Annotated in this window: 18 protein-coding genes; 13 read left to right on the top strand and 5 right to left on the bottom strand. The window is 38.7% G+C overall.

Annotated features, from left to right (window positions below):
• Positions 1–5: 5 nt before the first annotated feature.
• The gene (locus MUB18_RS06880; RefSeq protein WP_248755432.1) at positions 6–2,138 is read left to right on the top strand and encodes a hybrid sensor histidine kinase/response regulator; all 2,133 of its coding nucleotides are present in this window, start codon (positions 6–8) and stop codon (positions 2,136–2,138) included.
• Positions 2,139–2,148: 10 nt separating this feature from the next.
• Here the strand turns inward: MUB18_RS06880 and MUB18_RS06885 are convergent, their stop codons facing one another.
• The 3 genes from MUB18_RS06885 to MUB18_RS06895 form a co-directional block, all read right to left on the bottom strand.
• Positions 2,149–2,559, bottom strand: a complete 411-nt coding sequence (locus MUB18_RS06885; protein WP_045753577.1) for a hypothetical protein — start codon at positions 2,557–2,559, stop codon at positions 2,149–2,151.
• Between the two features lie 360 nt (positions 2,560–2,919).
• Positions 2,920–3,750 carry an anti-sigma factor domain-containing protein gene (locus MUB18_RS06890; RefSeq protein ID WP_248755433.1) on the bottom strand — a complete coding sequence of 277 codons (831 nt, stop codon included), beginning with the start codon at positions 3,748–3,750 and terminating at the stop codon, positions 2,920–2,922.
• Positions 3,751–3,752: 2 nt separating this feature from the next.
• Positions 3,753–4,310 carry an RNA polymerase sigma factor gene (locus tag MUB18_RS06895; RefSeq protein WP_045753575.1) on the bottom strand — a complete coding sequence of 186 codons (558 nt, stop codon included), beginning with the start codon at positions 4,308–4,310 and terminating at the stop codon, positions 3,753–3,755.
• A gap of 193 nt (positions 4,311–4,503) precedes the next feature.
• Here MUB18_RS06895 and MUB18_RS06900 point away from each other — a divergent pair, with 193 nt between their 5' ends.
• The 12 genes from MUB18_RS06900 to MUB18_RS06955 all read left to right on the top strand — a co-directional run bounded on the left by MUB18_RS06900 (position 4,504) and on the right by MUB18_RS06955 (position 18,196).
• On the top strand, positions 4,504–5,076 hold the full coding sequence (locus tag MUB18_RS06900; RefSeq protein WP_248755434.1) for a fasciclin domain-containing protein: 573 nt from the start codon (positions 4,504–4,506) through the stop codon (positions 5,074–5,076).
• Between the two features lie 374 nt (positions 5,077–5,450).
• Positions 5,451–6,119, top strand: coding sequence for a MarR family winged helix-turn-helix transcriptional regulator (locus tag MUB18_RS06905; RefSeq protein ID WP_248755435.1), 669 nt, complete (start codon positions 5,451–5,453; stop codon positions 6,117–6,119).
• 152 nt (positions 6,120–6,271) lie between these two features.
• Complete coding sequence (locus tag MUB18_RS06910; protein ID WP_248755436.1) at positions 6,272–7,759, top strand: phytoene desaturase family protein; 1,488 nt, start codon at positions 6,272–6,274, stop codon at positions 7,757–7,759.
• The gene (locus tag MUB18_RS06915) at positions 7,743–8,603 is read left to right on the top strand and encodes a phytoene/squalene synthase family protein (protein ID WP_248755437.1); all 861 of its coding nucleotides are present in this window, start codon (positions 7,743–7,745) and stop codon (positions 8,601–8,603) included. Before MUB18_RS06910 ends, MUB18_RS06915 begins: the two co-directional genes overlap by 17 nt.
• Positions 8,604–8,681: 78 nt before the next feature.
• Complete coding sequence (locus tag MUB18_RS06920) at positions 8,682–9,152, top strand: SRPBCC family protein (RefSeq protein ID WP_248755438.1); 471 nt, start codon at positions 8,682–8,684, stop codon at positions 9,150–9,152.
• Positions 9,152–9,604 carry a sterol desaturase family protein gene (locus tag MUB18_RS06925; protein ID WP_084405312.1) on the top strand — a complete coding sequence of 151 codons (453 nt, stop codon included), beginning with the start codon at positions 9,152–9,154 and terminating at the stop codon, positions 9,602–9,604. Before MUB18_RS06920 ends, MUB18_RS06925 begins: the two co-directional genes overlap by 1 nt.
• A 2-nt stretch (positions 9,605–9,606) precedes the next feature.
• On the top strand, positions 9,607–10,290 hold the full coding sequence (locus MUB18_RS06930) for a lycopene cyclase domain-containing protein (protein WP_248755439.1): 684 nt from the start codon (positions 9,607–9,609) through the stop codon (positions 10,288–10,290).
• Between the two features lie 5 nt (positions 10,291–10,295).
• Positions 10,296–10,856, top strand: coding sequence for a lipocalin family protein (locus tag MUB18_RS06935; protein WP_248755440.1), 561 nt, complete (start codon positions 10,296–10,298; stop codon positions 10,854–10,856).
• Entirely contained in the window at positions 10,843–12,144 is a 1,302-nt protein-coding gene (locus MUB18_RS06940; protein WP_248755441.1) for a cryptochrome/photolyase family protein, read from the top strand. The genes MUB18_RS06935 and MUB18_RS06940 overlap by 14 nt, the downstream gene beginning before the upstream one ends.
• A gap of 16 nt (positions 12,145–12,160) precedes the next feature.
• Positions 12,161–12,682 carry an isopentenyl-diphosphate Delta-isomerase gene (idi, locus tag MUB18_RS06945; protein WP_248755442.1) on the top strand — a complete coding sequence of 174 codons (522 nt, stop codon included), beginning with the start codon at positions 12,161–12,163 and terminating at the stop codon, positions 12,680–12,682.
• A 548-nt stretch (positions 12,683–13,230) separates the two neighbouring features.
• The gene (locus MUB18_RS06950; RefSeq protein WP_248755443.1) at positions 13,231–16,449 is read left to right on the top strand and encodes a SusC/RagA family TonB-linked outer membrane protein; all 3,219 of its coding nucleotides are present in this window, start codon (positions 13,231–13,233) and stop codon (positions 16,447–16,449) included.
• A gap of 13 nt (positions 16,450–16,462) precedes the next feature.
• On the top strand, positions 16,463–18,196 hold the full coding sequence (locus MUB18_RS06955) for a RagB/SusD family nutrient uptake outer membrane protein (protein ID WP_248755444.1): 1,734 nt from the start codon (positions 16,463–16,465) through the stop codon (positions 18,194–18,196).
• 71 nt (positions 18,197–18,267) lie between these two features.
• On the opposite strand, the gene gmd is transcribed toward MUB18_RS06955, so the two are convergent.
• Both gmd and MUB18_RS06965 read right to left on the bottom strand, forming a co-directional pair.
• Positions 18,268–19,338, bottom strand: coding sequence for a GDP-mannose 4,6-dehydratase (gene gmd / locus MUB18_RS06960; RefSeq protein ID WP_248755445.1), 1,071 nt, complete (start codon positions 19,336–19,338; stop codon positions 18,268–18,270).
• Positions 19,339–19,368: 30 nt separating this feature from the next.
• Positions 19,369–20,316, bottom strand: a complete 948-nt coding sequence (locus tag MUB18_RS06965) for a GDP-L-fucose synthase family protein (RefSeq protein WP_248755446.1) — start codon at positions 20,314–20,316, stop codon at positions 19,369–19,371.
• Between the last annotated feature and the right edge of the window lie 246 nt (positions 20,317–20,562).

A 20,562-nucleotide genomic window follows, 5' to 3' on the forward strand; every position in this document is an offset into this window, starting at 1 on the left:
AACTCTTGTCCACAGTAAAAAAGAAAAAGACATTCCTGCTCAGGAAAATATTAATAGCAGCACTTATTGCTTCTTTTGCTTACCTCATGACGATATTTATATATCAGTACTTTGAGCAGCAAAAAGTAAAAGAACGGCTTAATGCCGCCTATGCAGCTTTGAATGAGCGATCATCTGGATTATACGGCTTGTTTTCTGTGTATAATGAAGCGGACAACCTTTTTCGATTATATACCGTCAATTTTGATAAAAAAAACTACGATGCTTATAAAAATAAGTTGGACTCGGTCAAATTATTTGTTGATTCATTATCCAAATTAACACTACATGACCACAATTTGGAAGTCAGCGCTGCGGATGTTGCTCATAAAAAGAGATTATCGACAGAATTTGCTTCTCTCAAGCATACGGTCGATCAGCTGATCTTTTTTACCAGTGATTCTTTGTCAACATTATCTTCGGAAACTAAAACATCTTATCGGGAGCCTAAGTTTGAGAAACTGGATTCTATTGTCAATCGGATCATGAGTGATAGCTCTTTCAATACACTCAAACGCGATACGACAATCCGAAAAAAGGAAAAACTATTTAACCGGATTTTTAAAGCTAAAAATGATACACTAGTTGCCAGTACCATCACACAGGATTTTAGCACGATCCAAAGAGATGTGATTTCGCGTAACATCGAATATTTGATCCAACAAAATAGAAAGGTGTACCGCGAGAATTTAAGCGCACTTCAAGAGAAATTTACGGCACTGCAAGATAAAGAAAAGGAACTTATTCAAGCTAATCGTGACTTGTTGGACAATCTGCGAACAGGCATTGATAAAATCAGGGATCAGGAGACGGTACAGCTTCGTCAAGCGCAGGCAAAGGATCTGACGCTCTATCAAGTAAACACGGTTAATTTCAGAAATCAACTGATTGCATCGTTTATTATTATCCTCTTGTTAATTATCATCACCTTTTTCTATCAGTCCAACGCTGTTTCATATGAACGGAAACTACAAGAGGAGCGGGATTATGCCGATAAGGTAGCTGCTGAAAAAACGACCATTTTGGCCAGCGTAAGCCATGAGGTTCGCTCACCGATCAATTCATTGCTCGGTATCATTGATATTTTGAGAAAGAATAATGACAATAAATTGATTCTTCCGGAATATTTGGATTCGGCATCGCATGAAATTGAGGTGATCAATACGACGGTCAATGATATTTTGAATTTGAGTAAATTGGAGGCTGGCGCACTGGAGGTTCAATACGAGTATTTTGCAGCGTATCAATTGCTCTTGGATATCATTAAGGTTCATGAGCATCAGGCTTCAGTAAAAACTATCAGACTCGTGGCTAAAATTGATATTGATCCCACCTTACTCATTTATAGCAGTGCTTTTAGAGTCAAACAAATTGTCTCAAACTTATTGAGCAACGCCATTAAGTACACCCCAAAAGGAGAGGTGTATGTCGCTGCATCCATGAAAATCAAAAATGGTGAATCATTTCTTTCTGTTGAAGTGAAGGATAGTGGTGTCGGTATTTCGGAAAAAGAGCAGGCTCTGGTCTTTAGACAGTATTATATGGCTGGTGCTAAAAATCAGTCGAGTAGCTTTGGTCTTGGTCTGTATATCTCCAAATTATTTGCCGAGCAACTAGCAGGAACCATAGATCTGGTCAGTGTACTGGGAAAAGGATCGACCTTTACACTATCAGTTCCTATCAAGCAGACGAAGAAGATCGAGCAGGTGCCACAAACGTATGTGCTGGAAGATCTTCCTGATATAGATATAGTAATCATTGAAGATAATCGGATCAATATTCTTTATCTGAAACATTATTTTAAGAATTTTCCTAAAATACATATTTTTGAAAAAGGGGAGGCCGCACTAGCCTATATGGAAGAGCAGCCTGTAGAAATTGTGATTACCGATCTGCATATGAACGATATGGACGGCTGGGAAATTCTAAATCGGGTTCGCAATAATCCAGCATGGCAGCATATCCGAGTTTTTGTCTTTACAGCCGATAGTATGTATATGGAGGTAGAACAGCAAAAGCATCAAATTTACTTTGATGCTAAGCTGAAAAAACCGATGGATGCCCATGATCTTGTTTCTTGTATTAAGGATGTAAAGTGATCAGTGTAATTTATTGTTTAATATAAGCTTCATAGGCATGTGTCAGAATCTGACCATCCTCAGTTACGCGATTGAGTGTTCTATTATTCTCCAAAACATAGCGTAAGGAGGTTTTTTGATTGTTTTTCTGCGTATTCAAGATCACATTTTTATTGTCTGCGATCGTGTATGATCCTTCTTCATATATGCTATTGACCTTATCGCCTTTTATACGCACGATTTCATAGGAGTAATCTGGCTTAAAATGTAATTTGAGATAATTATCGCCTCCCCCATAAATGATTTCTGAGGACATATCTTTTCTGAGCCAAACGGTTTGGCTTAAGATATTGATTTCTTCGGGTTCAATGTTTTCTTTTGAACTGCATGCCGCTGAGCACAGTGTAATCGTTAGCAGGACAAGTGCTAAAATCTTTTTCATAAGGGTAATATATGGTTATGTAAAATGACAAACTAAGTGCTCTTTTATAAATGTAATGACCTGTATTCTATTACATTCAACGTTTTATAAAGCAAATATAACAGCACGAGAAGCTTTTATATAGAGACCCTGGGGTTCTATTTGTAATAATTTACCGTTAATATTAAGCTATTTTTTCAAATACTTAAAATCTTATTATTAATGCGCAAAAAAATGATTCAACGTGATCAAAAAGATCGGATGCTTTGCTCATTAATTACAAAATAAAACAAAAGTATGAGCCCTGTTACGAAAATTAAATGCTTCTGTTGGGGTAATGAAAAATTGTGGACAAAGTCTAAAGATTAAAGAAACACCCGATTAGGTGTTGCCCATTACATATAACTGTGTGAGGTCTGGAGTGGGGTTACCGCCTATGGTTTCAAGTGTTATGGCGAAGGCCTGTGCTGCTGGGATCTGGTGCATTATAGTCACCTGGTCGGTTTTGTCCAATGGAAATACACCTGCATCGACAGGTTTGCCATCGACGATTGCCCATAGCTGATACTGCTTGCCTTTTGGTGCAGCAGGTAGATTTTCTAAGCTCAAGTATACATCTGTTGTTTTTGTATTCCAAAAAACATGGGCTTTGAGCTGCGGGTGCTGCTCCACACCGGCCAGAGTCACGGTCTTGATCACGGGGTCTTGCAACAATTTCCATTTCTCTTGGATATGTTGAAGCTTTTGCTCAGTGGACTGGTTTTCTACTAATGCCTGTACTAGCATATCTTGATCATTGACACTTTGATTGTGGTAAAAGATATTGGCACCGATACTGGCCACCAGTAATATCGAAGCTGCAATGGCCCAATTGCGTGCGGCCAATGTGCGTACTGGTCTTTCTGCTGCAGATGATGGTGACGCCATCGGTTTGATGGACGCAAGATCTTGTTGTTGTGGTTCCAATGGACTCGAAGAGGTCGTCTCCTGTTGCGATAGTGTATTCCAGATCGCAGCTTTCAATTCGGGAGGAGGGGACATAGCTTGACGAGTAGCAAGATTTTCTAAGGTCATTTCTGCCTCCAAAATCGCTTGCTCTACTTCAGTATTATGTTGACGTATGCACATCAAGATACTCACCTCTTCTTCACTGGCGAGACCCATCACATACGCTTCTATAATTCCTGACGATATGTATTCTTTAGTATCCACTGTTATTCGTATTCTTTAAGTATTTTTTTTAATTCTAAAAGTGCGCCCCGAGTACGGGTTTTGATCGTCCCTAAAGGAATATTCAATTTCTCGGCAATCTCCTGCTGCGTGTACCCTTCGTAATACGCCATCTCAATAAGCTCTCTCCACTCTGCTCGTAATTCATTCAATACATTTTTAAAACCAATATGATCAACGTGTGTTGAGATGCTAAAGTTATGTCTTTCTTTAACATCTACGATATCTGGAAGAGATTGGTTTTTTTGTTCGTTTTGAACACTCTTAGATTTGACATAATCGATAGCCGAGTTGCGGGCTATATTGATGATCCAAGTATAAAGCTTGCCACGTGCCGCATCAAATGAATCGATATATTTCCATATTTTGACAAATACATCCTGAATTACTTCATCCGCATATTCTTTGAACGACACGATCCGGATCACGATTCCATAGAGCGCCCCTGCATAATGATCGTATAGATAATTAAATGCACGTTGATCCTTCTTTTGCAGTAAGGAAATGAGGGTGTCTTCTTCTAAATGGTGTATCGGGCTCAATCAATTAGTCTTTGAGTTCCAAATATATGTATTTAGATTAATAAATTATGCATCTCTTTAAAAATTTAATGCATTGGTAATGATGCACTAACATCGCAGCTCTTTTTTATCTTTAAAATAGTTGTTGTACATAAAATCCGCTTGCACCATAATGTCGTATATGATAGAAATGACATCTTTAAAAAACTAAGAAATGAAAACAAAATTAAATTTTATGGCACTCAGTCTGTTAGTCGTGGGTGTTTTATGCAGCGGAAATGTACTGGCACAACATGCCGACAAAATGAAAACAGTAATGGTAGGCGGAGCACCTATGTATCCAACTAAAAATATTGTGGAGAATGCGGTCAACTCAAAAGATCATACCACATTGGTCGCTGCTGTCAAAGCTGCCGGACTTGTCGAAACATTATCGTCAAAAGGTCCTTTTACGGTGTTGGCACCTACCAATGAAGCATTCAATTTATTGCCAAAAGGTACGGTGGATAATCTATTGAAGCCAGAAAATAAAAAGATATTGACACAGATCTTGACCTATCATGTATTGGCTGGAAATTTTAATGCTGCTACCATTTTAAAAACAGTAAAAGAAAAAGGTGGTAAAGCTCAGATGGTAACGGTAGAAGGTGGAATGTTAACGTTTTGGATGAAAGGGAAAGATCTGTATATCCGCGATGCAAAAGGAAAGGATGCTAAAGTCACCATAGCTGATGTACAGCAGTCAAATGGTGTAATCCATGTGATCGATCATGTTTTGATGCCTTAAGCAGATCTTGTATTGAAATTCCTATAATTTTTAAATCCATTTTAATCCTTTATAATAGCTGTAATCCGATCTAGAATGGGGTTGCAGCTTTTTTTATACATGAATGTGCATATCGTTGGTGTTTCGAAGTATTAATTCCTTAAGTTTATTTACTGTAATAGCAGGCAAGTTTAATAAATTTTACTGGTTTATTTTATATAAAAAATTTTATAAATTAACATATAGTTCCTGTTTGTTTTATGCAATGGGATCGAATTCTTTCATTATTAATTTAGGTTAATAGTGGACTTGTTTTTATTTTTCATATAAAATATAGTATATTTTTATACCTTTGTTAAGCTTAAGGAATATCACATTCTATAATCATCAACATTATGAATTATAACTTATTAAAAGAAACGATTGACCTGATCGAGCAATTCGAATACGAATGTAAAAAAGGAAATACATATAGCGAAGACAGCAAAGGCCTTCGGAAATACATCGTCGATCACTTTGAAGCAGAACTACTAGCAGAACCCGATTGGGAAGGGAAAGCGGATGGACGCAATGCTGAGAGTGTGATCAGTACGCTAATTGTGCATATGAATCGATATGCCAAGACGTATTCCAAATCGGCTATTCATGATTCGGCGTTTTCTACACAAGAAGAGTTTATTTATTTGATCAATCTCAAGGTTTTTGGAGCCATGATCAAAATGGAACTCATCAAACGTAACATTCATGATAAACCTCTTGGTATGCAAATTATCAATCGGCTTATTCATCAAGGATGGGTAGAACAAAAAAATTCGGAGAAAGATAAAAGGAGTAAAGTCATATCCATAACAGCTGAGGGGTTACGAGTGCTGGAAGATCAAATGCATAAAATTCGTCAAGCAAGCCAAATTGTTACAGGGGATCTGACGCATAAGGAAAAGATGGAATTGATTCGGTTGTTGCAGAAATTAGCACATTTTCATCAATCCATCTATAATCAAAATATTGATGTTGCTGATTTACTGAATTCAGTATCAGAAAATTATCCTTATAGTGATAATTAACGGGTACATACTCTAGATTGTAAAAGAGTCTGCATGATCATAGAGGTGCAGGGTGTCAATTTATGATATTTTGTGTCTTTTAAAAACAAAAAGTGTATAAATGAGGTTATTTATTTACTCTTAAACTAACAAATACCATTAATTTGATTTCAATGAAGATAGCGATTATAGGTTCAGGTTTCTCAGGTCTTTCTGCAGCATGCTATGCGGCTAAAGCTGGTCACGAGGTACATGTTTATGAAAAAAATAGTATCCCGGGTGGACGAGCTAGGCAATTTAAAACAGACAATGGTTATACCTTTGATATGGGGCCTAGCTGGTACTGGATGCCTGATATTATTGCTGATTTTTTTCATGATTTCGGTTATCAACCCGAAGATTTTTATAAGCTTGTAGCTCTTGATCCTCAATTTGAAATGATTTTTTCAGATGGAAATTTTGAAGTTCCAAAAAATTATGATGAGCTGCGCGTGATCTTCGAAGATATAGAAGCAGGAAGTGGCCAAAAACTGGATGAATTTATGGAAGCCGCTCGCTATAAATATGAGGTCGGGATGAAAGAGTTTGTCTATAAACCCTGTCACTCATGGTGGGAATTCTTTTCACCAAAGATTGCCAAGAGTGCCTTTAAGTTGGATTTATTATCTGACTTTAGGTCGTATGTCAAGAAATATTTTACTCATCCCAAACTGATTGCTTTAATGGAGTTTCCTGTCATATTTTTAGGGGCTTCACCGAAAAATATTCCGGCGCTTTATAGCTTGATGAATTATGGAGGGTACGCCTTGGGAACATGGTACCCAATGGGCGGGTTTTATGAAGTGATCAAAGCGATGCATACTGTCGCAGAAAATCAAGGTGTAAAATTTTATTTTAATCATCATGTGGAGCGGATCGATACGCAACATGATCAGGTAAGTACATTGCTGATCAATGGTGTTTCTATGGCATTTGATGCGGTTATCGCCTCATCAGATTACCATCATACCGAAACGCTGTTGGACGAAAAGTATCGCAATTATACCGCTAAGTATTGGGAAGATCGCACATTTGCACCATCGAGTTTAATTTATTATCTTGGATTTAGTGAACCAATACCCAATCTGAAACATCATACCCTGTTCTTTGAGCATGATCTGGATATTCATATCGATGCCATTTATAAGGAAAAAAAATGGCCGGATAATCCCTTGTTCTATAGTTGCTGTCCTTCTAAGACCGATCCTGATGTCGCGCCTGTAGGCCATGAAAATATTTTTCTATTGATGCCATTGGCCATTGGGATTGAGGATGATGAGGCTGTCAGAGAGCGTTATCTGGATCAAATGCTGGCACGATTGGCTAAGCATGTAGGGGTTGAAGATCTTAAATCCAAAATTGATTATAAGAGAAGTTACTGTGTAAGTGACTTTATCGCTGATTATCATGCTTATAAAGGAAATGCATATGGCCTGGCCAATACCTTGGGGCAGACTGCGGTTTGGAAACCGGCTATTAAGAATAAGAAACTAGCTAATTTATATTATACTGGTCAATTGACTGTTCCGGGACCAGGGGTTCCTCCGGCTATTATATCCGGAAAAATAGTTGCAAATGAAGTTCATAAACTTAACCTAAAGCACCATGAAGAAACTGTTTGATGAATTATCTTACGAGGTAAGCAAATCCACGACAAAAAAATACAGTACGAGTTTTTCATTAGGTATTATGGCGCTACATCCCTCCATCAGGCAGGCTATATATGCGATCTATGGCTATGTTAGGCTGGCAGATGAAATTGTAGATAGTTTTCATGGCTATGATAAACGGTTGCTGCTGACCCGTTTTATGGAGCAGACGGATCAAGCGCTCAACGAGCAGATTTCACTTAACCCGATACTGCAATCTTTTCAGGAGACGGTACATCGCTACGCAATAGATCGTAGCTTGGTCGATCAATTTCTGAAAAGTATGGAGATGGATTTGCATCAAGTGACATACGATGAAGATCGGTACAAGGAATATATACTGGGCTCGGCAGAAGTGGTGGGACTGATGTGTTTACATGTTTTTGTGGGTGGATGTAAAGAAGAATACCAAAAATTGAAACCTTATGCCATGAAGCTTGGTTCAGCTTTTCAGAAAATTAATTTTCTCAGAGACCTGAAAGATGATTACCATATCCTGGGGCGTACTTATTTCCCGGATGTCGATATGCGGGGGTTTGATAACCATATTAAATTTGCGATCGAGCAGGATATCGAAAGTGAATTTAGGGAAGCACTAGTCGGAATAAAAAAATTGCCAAGTTCGTCTAAATTCGGAGTTTATCTTGCCTATAAATATTATTGGTCATTATTGAAAAAAATTAAACAGATTCCTGCCCATAGCATATTAAAAGAACGTATTCGTATCCCCAACAGTCAAAAGCTTTCTTTGATGATGAGCTGCTATGTACAATACAAGATGGAGGTGGTGAGACCATTTCGCATATTTGGTCTGTAAGAATACGAACAGTTATAGCAGGTATTTTGGATCCTAACTTAGGCCTCAAGGGTTGATGTTAGCTTAAAATTTATAAATATGATATATCAGATAGAGACGACACAGCAGTTGAATTGCGATATCCAAACGGCTTGGGATTTTTTTTCGTCACCCCATAATTTAGCTAAGATCACCCCTGAAAAGATGAATTTTGTGATTGTCAACCAATTAGCAGATACACCCATCCACCAAGGTCTGATCATCGATTATAAAGTCACGCCTTTGTTGGGCATAAGGATGAAATGGCGAACTAAAATAACGCAGGTAGAAGATTATGTCAGTTTTACGGATGAGCAGTTAAATGGACCTTATACACTATGGCGTCATTTTCATGAATTTACGCCTAATGAGGAAGGGGTAATGATGAGGGATGTCGTGACCTATAAGCTTCCATTGGGATATTTGGGTCGAATCGCGCATAAATTGATGATACGCAACAAACTCGTGGATATTTTTGCTTACCGATATGAAGTATTAGAAAAAATGTTTAACACTAAAAATCAATCTTGATGAATATCTTAATTGTAATAGCGACCTTCTTTTTGATGGAAGGAGCGACTTGGTTGATTCACAAATATGTGATGCACGGATTTCTATGGATGTTGCATAGAGATCATCATGACCACAGTACCGAGGGACATCTGGAAAAAAATGATTATTTCTTTATCATTTTTGCAATACCTGCTATTATACTCATGTATATCGGTAGCCAGCAGGGATATAGTTATATTTTCTACATAGGATTGGGGGTGACGTGCTACGGTCTGGCTTATTTTTTTGTGCACGATATTTTTATTCACCAACGGATCAGTTTTCTAAGCAATACAAAAAACCCCTATTTATTGGCCATAAGGCGTGCGCACAAGCAGCACCATAAACATCTAGGGCGAGAGCAGGGCGAATGTTTTGGATTTCTTTGGGTGCCGGTGAAATATTTTAAAATGTATTTTAAAAAAGATTAAAGATGCAAGCATATACGTATATACTGATCAATTTTTTGACGGTTATCATTTGTTTTATTTTTTCATTTGATCGCAGAATACAGTTCAATAAACATTTTAAAGCATTTCTTAAAGGAAGTATTTTGGTGGCAATTCCATTTATCGCATGGGATATCGCCTTTACTAAAATGGGAGTCTGGTGGTTTAACTCGAGCTATACCATGCCTTTTAGAATCGGTGGTTTACCGATCGAAGAATGGTTGTTTTTTATCTGCATACCGTTTTCATGTGTGTTTACTTATTTCTGTCTGGATAAATTTTTCAACCTCAATTGGGCAAATAGGTTGAATACGATCGTGGTGTGGTTTACCGTGTTGGTGTGCTTACTGGTGGCGGTCTTATTTCACCAAAAAATATATCCTCTGGTTACCGTACTGATCACTGCAGCGACTGTACTTTATCTACATTATATCGCAAAAGTAAGTTGGATAGGAAAGGGATCGTTCGTCTACCTCTGCTTGATGCCGGGTTTCTTTATGGTAAATGGGGTACTGACGGGTACTGGTCTGGAATCGCCAATCGTTAATTACAATGCGGATCAAATATTGAATATCCGTATGCTGACGATTCCAGTAGAAGATGCGGTGTATGGGTATGCACAATTTATGCTCAATATCTACTTTTTTAAACGGTTTCAAAAAAAATAACGATCATGAAAAATCACTACCGCTATATCTGGATAGCTAGCTTTTTGGTGATGCTCCTTTTTTCCTCATGTGCCATGATACCTAAAGGTGTACAGCCTATCCGTGATTTTGATGTAGATCGCTATTTAGGTAAATGGTATGAGATCGCCCGTGTTGACAATCGTTTTGAAAAAAATCTGCAGCGGGTCACTGCTCAATATCATTTGGATGATGATGGTAGCTTAATCGTATTAAATAGGGGCTATGATACCGTAAAAAACGAGTGGAAATCGGCCAAAGGTAAAGCAAAGTTCAGATCTCAGAAAACGACTGCAGCATTGAAAGTTTCCTTTTTTGGACCTTTTTATGGTGGATATAATGTTATTGCATTGGATCCTGCATATCGCTATGCCTTAGTCGCAGGTCAAAATTTTGACTACTTGTGGATCCTTTCTCGCGAGACCACGATTCCGGATGATATAAAAGCTTCCTTTATCAAAACAGCTCAAGCGATTGGTTATGATACAAGTCGATTCGTATGGGTAGCACATGACAAAGAAATAGGAGTTGGCGATGAAGAAAAATAAAGTCGTTATTTTTTGGTTTAGACGAGATCTGCGCTTATCAGATAATAGGGGTCTGCAACAGGCCATTGCTTCTGGATACGCGGTACTGCCTATCTTTATTTTTGACAGCGATATATTGACCCGGCTAGCAACGCGTTATGATAGACGTGTAGATTATATTCATCAAGCATTGCATGCGATGAATGTGACTTTGCAAAAGCATGGCTCTACGCTGCACACCTATTCAGGAGTTCCGTTGGATGTGATAAAAATGATCTGCCAGGAGTATGATGTACAGGGGTTGTATTGCAATGGCGATTATGAACCGCAGGCGATCAAAAGAGATGATGCTGTGCAACGTGATCTAAAAGAGATCGGTATTCCATGCTATGCAAGCAAAGATCAGGTCATATTTGAAAAGTCGGAAGTTGTTAAAGCGGATGGAAGTCCCTATACTGTATATACGCCTTATGCTAAAAAGTGGAAGAGTATGCTGCAGCCTGCACACTACGGGCAGGAGACCATTGCCCTGGAAAATTTTTATAAAGCAGCATTTCAAGATATTATAAGTCTAGAAACATTAGGCTTTCAAAAGACCGACCTCGTATTTGAACAGCCGCAACTGGCGATAGATATCATAAAAGATTATGGAGAAAAGCGTGATTTTCCTGCGCTGGACCATACCACCCGACTGGGTATCGCTTTGCGATTTGGAACGATATCAATCCGAAAATGTGTGGATTTTGCGTTGAAAAATAATGAAACTTGGCTTTCTGAATTGATTTGGCGTGAGTTTTTTATGCAGATCCTGTACCATTTTCCACAGGTCGTGACAGCTAGTTTTAAACCAAAATACGATGCCATCGAATGGCGAAATAATGAGGTGGAATTTGAACGATGGTGTTCCGGAAAAACGGGATATCCGATTGTCGATGCTGGCATGAGGCAGCTCAATGAGACGGGCTTTATGCACAATCGGGTACGGATGGTGGTTGCTAGTTTCTTGTGCAAACATCTTCTCATCGATTGGCGTTGGGGTGAAGCTTATTTTGCACAAAAATTATTAGACTACGATCTTGCTGCAAATAATGGTAATTGGCAGTGGGTAGCGGGTTCAGGATGTGATGCCGCACCCTATTTTCGGATTTTCAACCCTACGGCACAAACATTAAAGTTTGATGAAGATCTCCTATATGTTAAAACTTGGAATCCAGATTATGGACAGCTCTTGGAAGCTCCTATTGTAGGACATGAATTTGCTCGAGCAAGGGCACTTCAAGCATATCGGGCGGCACTGCAAGATAAATAGCAAAAGATAAAATCTTATGGACAGAAATAAAGTTGTATTGGTTGATGAGCAAGATCATGCTCTGGGAGAAATGGATAAGATGGAGGCACACGAAAAAGGAATGTTGCACCGTGCGTTCTCTATATTTATCTTAAATAGTGAGCGACAGATGCTGATCCATCAACGTGCTCAGCACAAGTACCATGGAGGTGGATTGTGGACCAATGCCTGCTGCTCTCATCCACAATGGGGGGAAGAGATTAAAGCGAGTGCATCGCAAAGATTAGCCTATGAAATGGGATTAAAATGTGATATCGATCATCTCTTTTCTTTTATGTACCATACTCCAGTTGAAAATAACTTGATTGAGCATGAATATGATCATGTATTGATCGGATATACCGATGATCAGCCAAACTTCAATCCCGATGAAGTGCAAAATTATCAATGGATCGATAAAGCAGAACTGATGAAACAACTCACGGAGCAACCGGAGAAATTCACATATTGGTTTAGGATGGCTGTACCACAGATTATTGATGAGGTACAAACCTATTAAAAACTGCTCACGGCTATCAGTGCACAGTTCAATCTGGTACAGTTCTACTAATTCATGTTGAGTTTGATACTTCTACTGTTTCAATAAACAGCAACAAATCCTGCTATGCGACGTTTTCCGCTTGATATAGTTGTTGCGCTTGCCGATCTCAAACATCGCTATTTGTACAGATACTAATCTTGGTAGCTCTTGCATAAATCGGCATGCTATATCGGCTCCAGATAGCCGTTTTGTCCCTTTAACAATCCATTTTTATTCCTGTGTAAATCGTTGCCATGCCCTGATGATGACTGCTTATACTATGCAATGGGTACCAGCCTTTTTTTGAGTATTTACCTTGTTTTCTTTCTATTATGATGATTTATTTGAGTTTTCATTGATTGTTATCAATCGCTCTATTCAGGATTTGAGCCATGATTTGCTACATCGTTTTCGTATGATGTGCAATCGTTTGCTTGAATAATGAAATAGGAGCCGTGATTTATTTTTGTTTACAATTGCTGGACTATAACCAAGAGTTACACGAATAAAAACCTAATAATCACGATATGGTTAAACACAATTACTCAAAGCACAGGAGCTGGTCCAGATTATACTGTCAGCTTGCATTTTTAGCACCACTTTCGTTGAGCACACTGCCCAATTTGGCAGGCGCTCATCCCCTGTTTGCGATGGAAAAAGTAGATTCAAAAGGGGTATGGCAACAACAAATTTCAGGAAAAGTAGTTGATGCAACTGGTAGGGGCCTGGGAGGCGTAACGGTCAGAGAAAAAGGTGGCAAGGGTTCTACTTCCACGGATATGAATGGTCAATATACGCTCGCTATCACAACTTCTAATCCGATTTTGATCTTCAGTTCTGTCGGTTATATCCATCAAGAAGTGGTTGCATCTGCGGCATCTGTTGTCCGTTTGGTAGCGCAGGAAGATATGCTTGATGAGGTGGTCGTGGTCGGTTACGGTAGTCAAAAGAAAACCAACCTGACCAGTGCAGTGTCACAGATCGATGCCAAAGTGTTACAGAATCGACCTTCACCAACGGTGGTCAATATGTTGCAGGGGGCAGCTCCGGGCTTAGTGATCAGTCGAAATTCGGGTAGACCGGGGGCGCAAGGATTAAATATGGAGGTTCGTGGCGCTACTTCTGCCAATGGTGGTGTTGCTCCTCTGGTTGTGATTGACGGTGTCATCAGTTCCGAAGGTACGTTTATTGCTTTAAATCCCAATGATATTGAAAATATCAGTGTGCTGAAAGATGGTGGTGCAACAGCTATCTATGGGGCGCAGTCAGCGGGTGGGGTGATATTGGTCACGACAAAAAAAGGCCAAAAAGGAAAATCACGAATTTCATTGATGAGCAATATGGCTTGGCAAATGCCGGCCAATATCCCTAAAAGATTGTCCTTGATTGATGAAATGAATTATGTCAATATCGCACGGGCAAATGCTGGTTTGGCTCCTGAGTATAATGAGGAGGATCTCAACTATGCGGTGAATGGACCTACATTTGTTCTGGGATCGAATGGACAATGGCGGACTTACAATCAGGAAAATCTCATTGACCAGGTTGTGAAGAAGTCTTACACGATGAACAACACCAACTTGCAGTTTTCGGGCGGTAGTGAAAATGTAACGTACATGGCTTCATTGGGCAATATGAGTCAAGCGGGTATGTTTAAGGTCGGTGAAGACCATTTTACGCGATGGAATGCGCGGGCCAATATATCGGCTAAAGTCAATGAATATATCAAATTAGATATCGGGAGTGCTTATATTAATCAAGCTACTGATAATCCACAGGATGGGGGCTATGGACTAGATGGGGGAGGAAATGGTATTTTACGTCAATTTTTCTCTTCCAGAATGCGTTTTCCGCTTTTCAATGAAGATGGCACCTATTACCGAAGTGGTACTTCATCAGCATTTGGGTATGCGCTATTGAAAGATGGTGGATTTAACCGGGACCGTAGTAGTACCTACTTCAATAATGCAACGGCAACCATACACAAGTTGGTGAAAGGTCTGGAGATTAAATTGATGTATAGCCGTGAAGATATTACGAAACAAAATCGCAATTTCAGACGAACAGTGACCTTCTATTCGGGTCCTACAGCCAATACCGCAAGTCAATTGAATAATCCGAATAATTATGCAATCACGGATTATAAAACGTTGAGCCAGAATTATCAAGCTGTGGCAGATTATAACGTTAAAATTGCGGATGATCATCATTTCCATATCATGGGCGGGTATCAGCTCTATGCTTACGACTATCAAACCTTAAGTGCGTCGACAAAGAATTTGTATGTCAACGATAATCCGAGTTTGAACTTTACCTCAGATCCACTCAATAAGTCCAATTCGCAGTCGGCGTCTACAGAGAAAATGCAATCTTACTTTGGTCGTTTCAATTACAATTATAAAGAAAAATACTTATTTGAAGCCACTGTACGTAGTGATGAAAGTTCACGATTGACTCCAGGTGAGCGCGTTAAGGTCTTTCCTTCCTTTTCAGCGGGTTGGAATATGTCGAAGGAAGCCTGGTTTGATGGTTTATCATCTATCGTCAATGAGTTGAAACCACGCGTATCTTGGGGTAAAGTGGGCTCTAAAGTCGGGATAGGGTACTATGATTTTATTGCTCAGCTCTTGACTGGATCAAATGTACTGTTGGGCGATAGTAGACAGACTTATCTCAATCAGGGTATGATTCCGGCAACAAATCTATCTTGGGAAACGATAGAGACCCAAAATTTTGGTTTAGATTTTAGTTTCTTGAATAGAAAGTTGAAAGGTTCATTTGATTATTATAATAAGTACAACAATAATATGTTGGTTCGGGTGAGCTTACCTGCAACTATTGGTATTGATGTTCCTAAATCAAATGTTGGAAAGATGAAAACCTGGGGATGGGAACTCAGCTTGGGTTATCAAGATAAGATCGGTGATGATTTTACTTTTGGGGCATCATTTAACCTGGCGGATAATCAAAATAAATTGGTTAAATATGGTGGTGCTGATAATATAGTTTATTCAGGCGTCAATAATCTAGTAGAAGGCTATGCGCTGAATTCGATCTGGGCCTATAAGACCAATGGCTATTTTCAGACGGAAGAGGATCTAAAAAATGCACCGAGCTATGCGAAATTGATCAATAAAGCGGGCGTACCTGGATTGGGCGATATCCGTTATGTGGATCTGGATGGCAATGGAGAGATCTCTCCGGGTAAAAATGTCCTTGGTGATACCGGTGATTTAGTGTACTTAGGCGACATCAACCCTAGATATCAATACGGTTTCAATTTTAATTTTGGATATAAAAATATCGATTTCAGCATGTTTATTCAGGGGATCGGTAAACGTAAATTCAAACCTAGCAATGAATTGATTCAACCGCAGTTATATTCGTATTATTTACCGATGAATTTTCATATGGATTACTGGACTCCAGAAAACCGCGATGCTGCTTATCCAAGACCTTACTTAGAAGGAACACAAAATTTTCAGAATTCGGATAAATGGTTTATGAACGGGGCTTACGCACGTTTGAAAAATATTCAGTTGGGTTATTCTTTGACCAAGGAAACCATGAAAAAGTTACCATTCTCACGGGTACGCATGTATGTTTCGGGAGAAGATTTATTGACAATTTCCAAATTGGGTATTTATAAAGGTGTGATCGATCCCGAGATGAAGCCTGAGGATGGTAAAGTATCGCCATATCCATTTGCAACATCCATTTCCTTTGGTTTAAATATTGATTTTTAATTAGACAGTGATCATGAAAAAAAGAATTTTATATCTATTAGTAGCTTCTGTATCGTTAGGTTCACTTACTTCTTGCGATATCAATGAAGTGCCTGAAACTGCTATGAGTGATGCCAATTTTTGGAACACTGTGGCAGATGTGCGATTGGCCGCTAATTATTTTTACTCGACAGTACCGGGCTTAACCACTGCGGATGTAACGGTCGATAATTGGTCGACAGATGCATATCCCAATACCTCATCCAATACGATTAGTGATGGTTCTCGTGTTGCTCCTGCAACCAGTAACGATTATAGTTATTATGGGATTTTTCAGGCAAATAAGTTGATTGAAAAGTCCGAAGAGGTGATAAAAAAGGGAGGTGATCAGACACAGATTAACTGGTATGTCGGTGAAGCACGGTTTTTTAGAGCCTGGTATTACTTTGAGATGTTCAAACGTTTTGGAGGCGTACCTTTGATCACCAAAACAATGGCTGTTGATGATCCCGATGTTTTTAAAGAGCGCGCCTCTAGGGAAGAACTGTTGCAGTTTATTTTAGACGATGTTGACTATGCCATATCCGTATTGCGATCGGCAGATGAATTGAATACGGCAAAAGAGTATGGTCGTATTTCTAAAACTGCGGCTTTGGCTTTTAAGTCAAGGATTGCATTATTTGAAGGAACGCGCGAGAAGTTTCATCAATATGGCGATTCAAAGAAACATCTGACTATAGCTAAAGAGGCTGCTGAAGCGGTGATCAATTCCGGAGCACATGCCCTGTTTAGTATGTCGACAACAGGAAGCCAGGGGGAGACCAACAACAATGCGTACTATAATTTATTCCAAGAAGCGGGAGAAGGTCGTGCGAATAAGGAAAATATTATGGTCAAACTTTATGGAGTCAATCGCGAGAATAGTATTATATCTACTCCGGTACAACGCTATTATGAGGGTAACTCTGTGGTGCCCACTCAAAATTTTGTAGACAATTACCTGATGGCTGATGGATTGCCTATTCAAAAATCACCTTTATATCAGAAACCGGACAAGTCCATGACTCATGCACAGTATTTCAATAAGAAAGATCCGCGGATGAGTTTTAGTATCTTTAAGAGAGGGGATGAATTTATCTCCAGTAGTAACTATACGATCCCAAATCCGAGTTATCAGAGGAGTGGATATGGTATTCGAAAATATGCCAAAAAAGATTTTTGGACACTGCAGGCTTCTTACATCGACCGTCCCGTGATTCGTTATGCTGAGGTATTGCTAAATTATGCAGAAGCTATTTATGAATTGGATGAGCAGATAAGTGATGCTGTATTGGATCAAACGATCAATGCATTGAGAGGGCGATTGCCTCAAGTGAATGTGGGGACTGGTGCTGCACCTCAATATGTCGCCATGTCAAAATTGAGTAATGCTTTTGTCAACAGTAATGGGCTCAGTATGCGCGAGGAAATTCGTCGTGAACGGAAAGTAGAGCTGGCTTTTGAAGGACATGGATATTGGGATCTCATCCGTTGGAAAACAGCAGAAGTAGAATTGCCAAAAACATTATTGGGGAGTTATTTATTTACAGAATATCTGACAGCTACGGGTGACAAATGGTCGGACAAAACGGTTGTCAATGATCAGAACTATATTGTCCTACAACCCGCATCGTTACGTAAGTTTGATGTGGAGCGAGATTATCTATGGCCACTACCCACATCGGAAATTGCCAAAAATCCAAAATTGGTGCAAAATCCAAAGTGGTAGATATTGACAAAATATCTCGAGTTGACCTCGGGATATTTTGTTTTTAATTGTAAAAATTAATGAATCTAGCGCTAACTATTTTTTTTCGCTAAGGCAATATCGGATCGCATCATTTCATTTATCAGTTGTGCAAGGTCGTATTTAGGTTTCCATCCCAATTGTGTATTTGACTTTGTTGGATCACCTACCAAAAGATCAACTTCAGTAGGTCTATAATATTGTGGATCTACTTTTACAACTATCTTTCCAATTTCCAATTGATATTCTGGATGATGACAGGCTTTAATTTTGGCAACTTCTGTAGCCTCATTTCCTTCAAAAGCTAATTCAATACCCACTTCGGCAAAAGCCATTCTGACAAACTCTCGAACATAAGTAGTAACTCCTGTTGCTATAACAAAATCTTCGGCGACATCTTGTTGTAACATAAGCCACATTGCTTCAACATAATCTTTTGCGTGGCCCCAATCACGTTGAGCATTAAGATTGCCTAGATATAAGCATTCTTGTTTACCCAGAGCAATAGCTGCAGTGGCCATCGTAATTTTTCGAGTAACAAAAGTTTCTCCTCGGCGTGGAGATTCATGGTTGAATAAAATACCATTACACGCATACATGTGGTAAGCTTCACGGTAATTTTTAGTGATCCAGAACCCATATATTTTAGCAACCCCATAAGGAGATCTTGGATAAAAAGGTGTGGTTTCTTTTTGAGGTACTTCCTGTACTAGACCGTACAGTTCAGATGTGGAAGCTTGATAAATACGTGTCTTTTTTTCTAGTCCTAGAATACGAACTGCTTCTAAGATACGTAATGTACCAATTCCATCGACATTAGCAACGTACTCGGGTGAATCAAAAGATACCTTTACGTGTGACATCGCCCCTAAATTATAAATTTCATCCGGCTGTACTTCTTGGATAATGCGAATTATATTGGTTGAATCAGTTAAATCGCCATAGTGCAACTTAAAGTTTACATGGCTTTCATGTTGATCCATATAAATATGGTCAATACGTTGGGTATTGAAAGAGGAGGCTCTGCGTTTGATGCCATGTACCATATACCCCTTTTCTAATAGTAATTCTGCTAAATAAGAGCCATCTTGTCCTGTGACACCAGTGATTAATGCAATTTTCATTTTATGCTTAATTTATGTAGTATCTAATACTTATAATTTTACTTCTTTATAGTTGTTTTGATTTTTGAGAAACCACTGATATGTGATCTCAATACCTTCTTTCAGTTCGATCTGATGTTTCCAACCCAATGCATGCATTTTGCTGACATCCATTAGCTTACGAGGTGTCCCGTCTGGTTTACTACTATCCCAAATAATATTTCCTTGGTACCCAACTATTGATTGAATAAGATGTGCTAATTCTTTAATGCTCAAATCTATGCCTGTACCAACATTGTATAGGTAATCAGGTAATTGGTTCTCTAAAGCAAAGACTACAGCTTTTGCTAAATCATCTACGAATAAAAATTCACGCATAGGATTACCAGATCCCCATAAAGTTACATAAGTATTCCCTTGAATTTTTGCCTCATGAAATTTACGTATCATCGCTGGTAATACATGAGAACTAGTTAAATCGAAATTGTCATGAGTACCATATAAATTGGTAGGCATTAGGCTGACGTAATCTTTTCCAAACTGGTTACGGATAGCTTGACAAGCTTTTACACCAGTAATCTTAGCTAATGCGTACCATTCATTGGTTGGTTCTAAGCTGTCAGTCAATAGACTAGATTCTTTTAAAGGCTGATCTGCAAATTTGGGATATATACAAGAAGATCCTAAAAAAATAAATTTTTCTACTTTGTTTTCTAGTGATTCGTGAATGAGGTTATTCTGAATCTGCATATTGTCCATTAAAAATTGATATGGATAATTATTATTGGCCAGTATACCTCCGACCTTTGCAGCAGCATCAATAACAATTGCAGGTTTTTCTTGTTTAAAAAACTCCTTTACCTGTAATTGATCTCGTAAATCTAATTCGCTGGAACTGCGGAAAATAAAATTATGATAACCTAAGTCTTCTAATTTTCGTTTTATAGCTGAACCTACCATACCACGGTGTCCTGCTATATATATTTTTTTTTCTTTCATGCTTAATCTTATTGCTTAAAGCATATTTTTAATTCTTGATTTTTTTATCTATAATGTATAGATCAATCTAATGCGTAAGCTTTTTCTTCCTATCCTTGATGCTGGTAAATGCCTAAGTAATCCATTCAGATTACTTAGGCAAATTACGAAAGAATATTTGAAATAATTACAGAATTAATAGTATGATACCAAACTGTTTTGTCTACATCTGTCAATTTACATAGTTGCACAGCTATGGTAATATTC

Source organism: Sphingobacterium sp. PCS056 (assembly GCF_023273895.1).
Classification (GTDB): Bacteria; Bacteroidota; Bacteroidia; order Sphingobacteriales; family Sphingobacteriaceae; genus Sphingobacterium.

Coding starts and splice junctions, on each gene's coding strand:
- MUB18_RS06910 (WP_248755436.1), top strand. CDS start 6,272: ATGAAGATAGCGATTATAGGTTCAGGTTTCTCAGGTCTTTCTGCAGCA.
- MUB18_RS06905 (WP_248755435.1), top strand. CDS start 5,451: ATGAATTATAACTTATTAAAAGAAACGATTGACCTGATCGAGCAATTC.
- MUB18_RS06925 (WP_084405312.1), top strand. CDS start 9,152: ATGAATATCTTAATTGTAATAGCGACCTTCTTTTTGATGGAAGGAGCG.
- MUB18_RS06955 (WP_248755444.1), top strand. CDS start 16,463: ATGAAAAAAAGAATTTTATATCTATTAGTAGCTTCTGTATCGTTAGGT.
- MUB18_RS06965 (WP_248755446.1), bottom strand. CDS start 20,316: ATGAAAGAAAAAAAAATATATATAGCAGGACACCGTGGTATGGTAGGT.
- MUB18_RS06935 (WP_248755440.1), top strand. CDS start 10,296: ATGAAAAATCACTACCGCTATATCTGGATAGCTAGCTTTTTGGTGATG.
- MUB18_RS06900 (WP_248755434.1), top strand. CDS start 4,504: ATGAAAACAAAATTAAATTTTATGGCACTCAGTCTGTTAGTCGTGGGT.
- MUB18_RS06950 (WP_248755443.1), top strand. CDS start 13,231: ATGGTTAAACACAATTACTCAAAGCACAGGAGCTGGTCCAGATTATAC.
- MUB18_RS06940 (WP_248755441.1), top strand. CDS start 10,843: ATGAAGAAAAATAAAGTCGTTATTTTTTGGTTTAGACGAGATCTGCGC.
- idi (WP_248755442.1), top strand. CDS start 12,161: ATGGACAGAAATAAAGTTGTATTGGTTGATGAGCAAGATCATGCTCTG.
- MUB18_RS06930 (WP_248755439.1), top strand. CDS start 9,607: ATGCAAGCATATACGTATATACTGATCAATTTTTTGACGGTTATCATT.
- MUB18_RS06920 (WP_248755438.1), top strand. CDS start 8,682: ATGATATATCAGATAGAGACGACACAGCAGTTGAATTGCGATATCCAA.
- MUB18_RS06885 (WP_045753577.1), bottom strand. CDS start 2,559: ATGAAAAAGATTTTAGCACTTGTCCTGCTAACGATTACACTGTGCTCA.
- MUB18_RS06915 (WP_248755437.1), top strand. CDS start 7,743: ATGAAGAAACTGTTTGATGAATTATCTTACGAGGTAAGCAAATCCACG.
- gmd (WP_248755445.1), bottom strand. CDS start 19,338: ATGAAAATTGCATTAATCACTGGTGTCACAGGACAAGATGGCTCTTAT.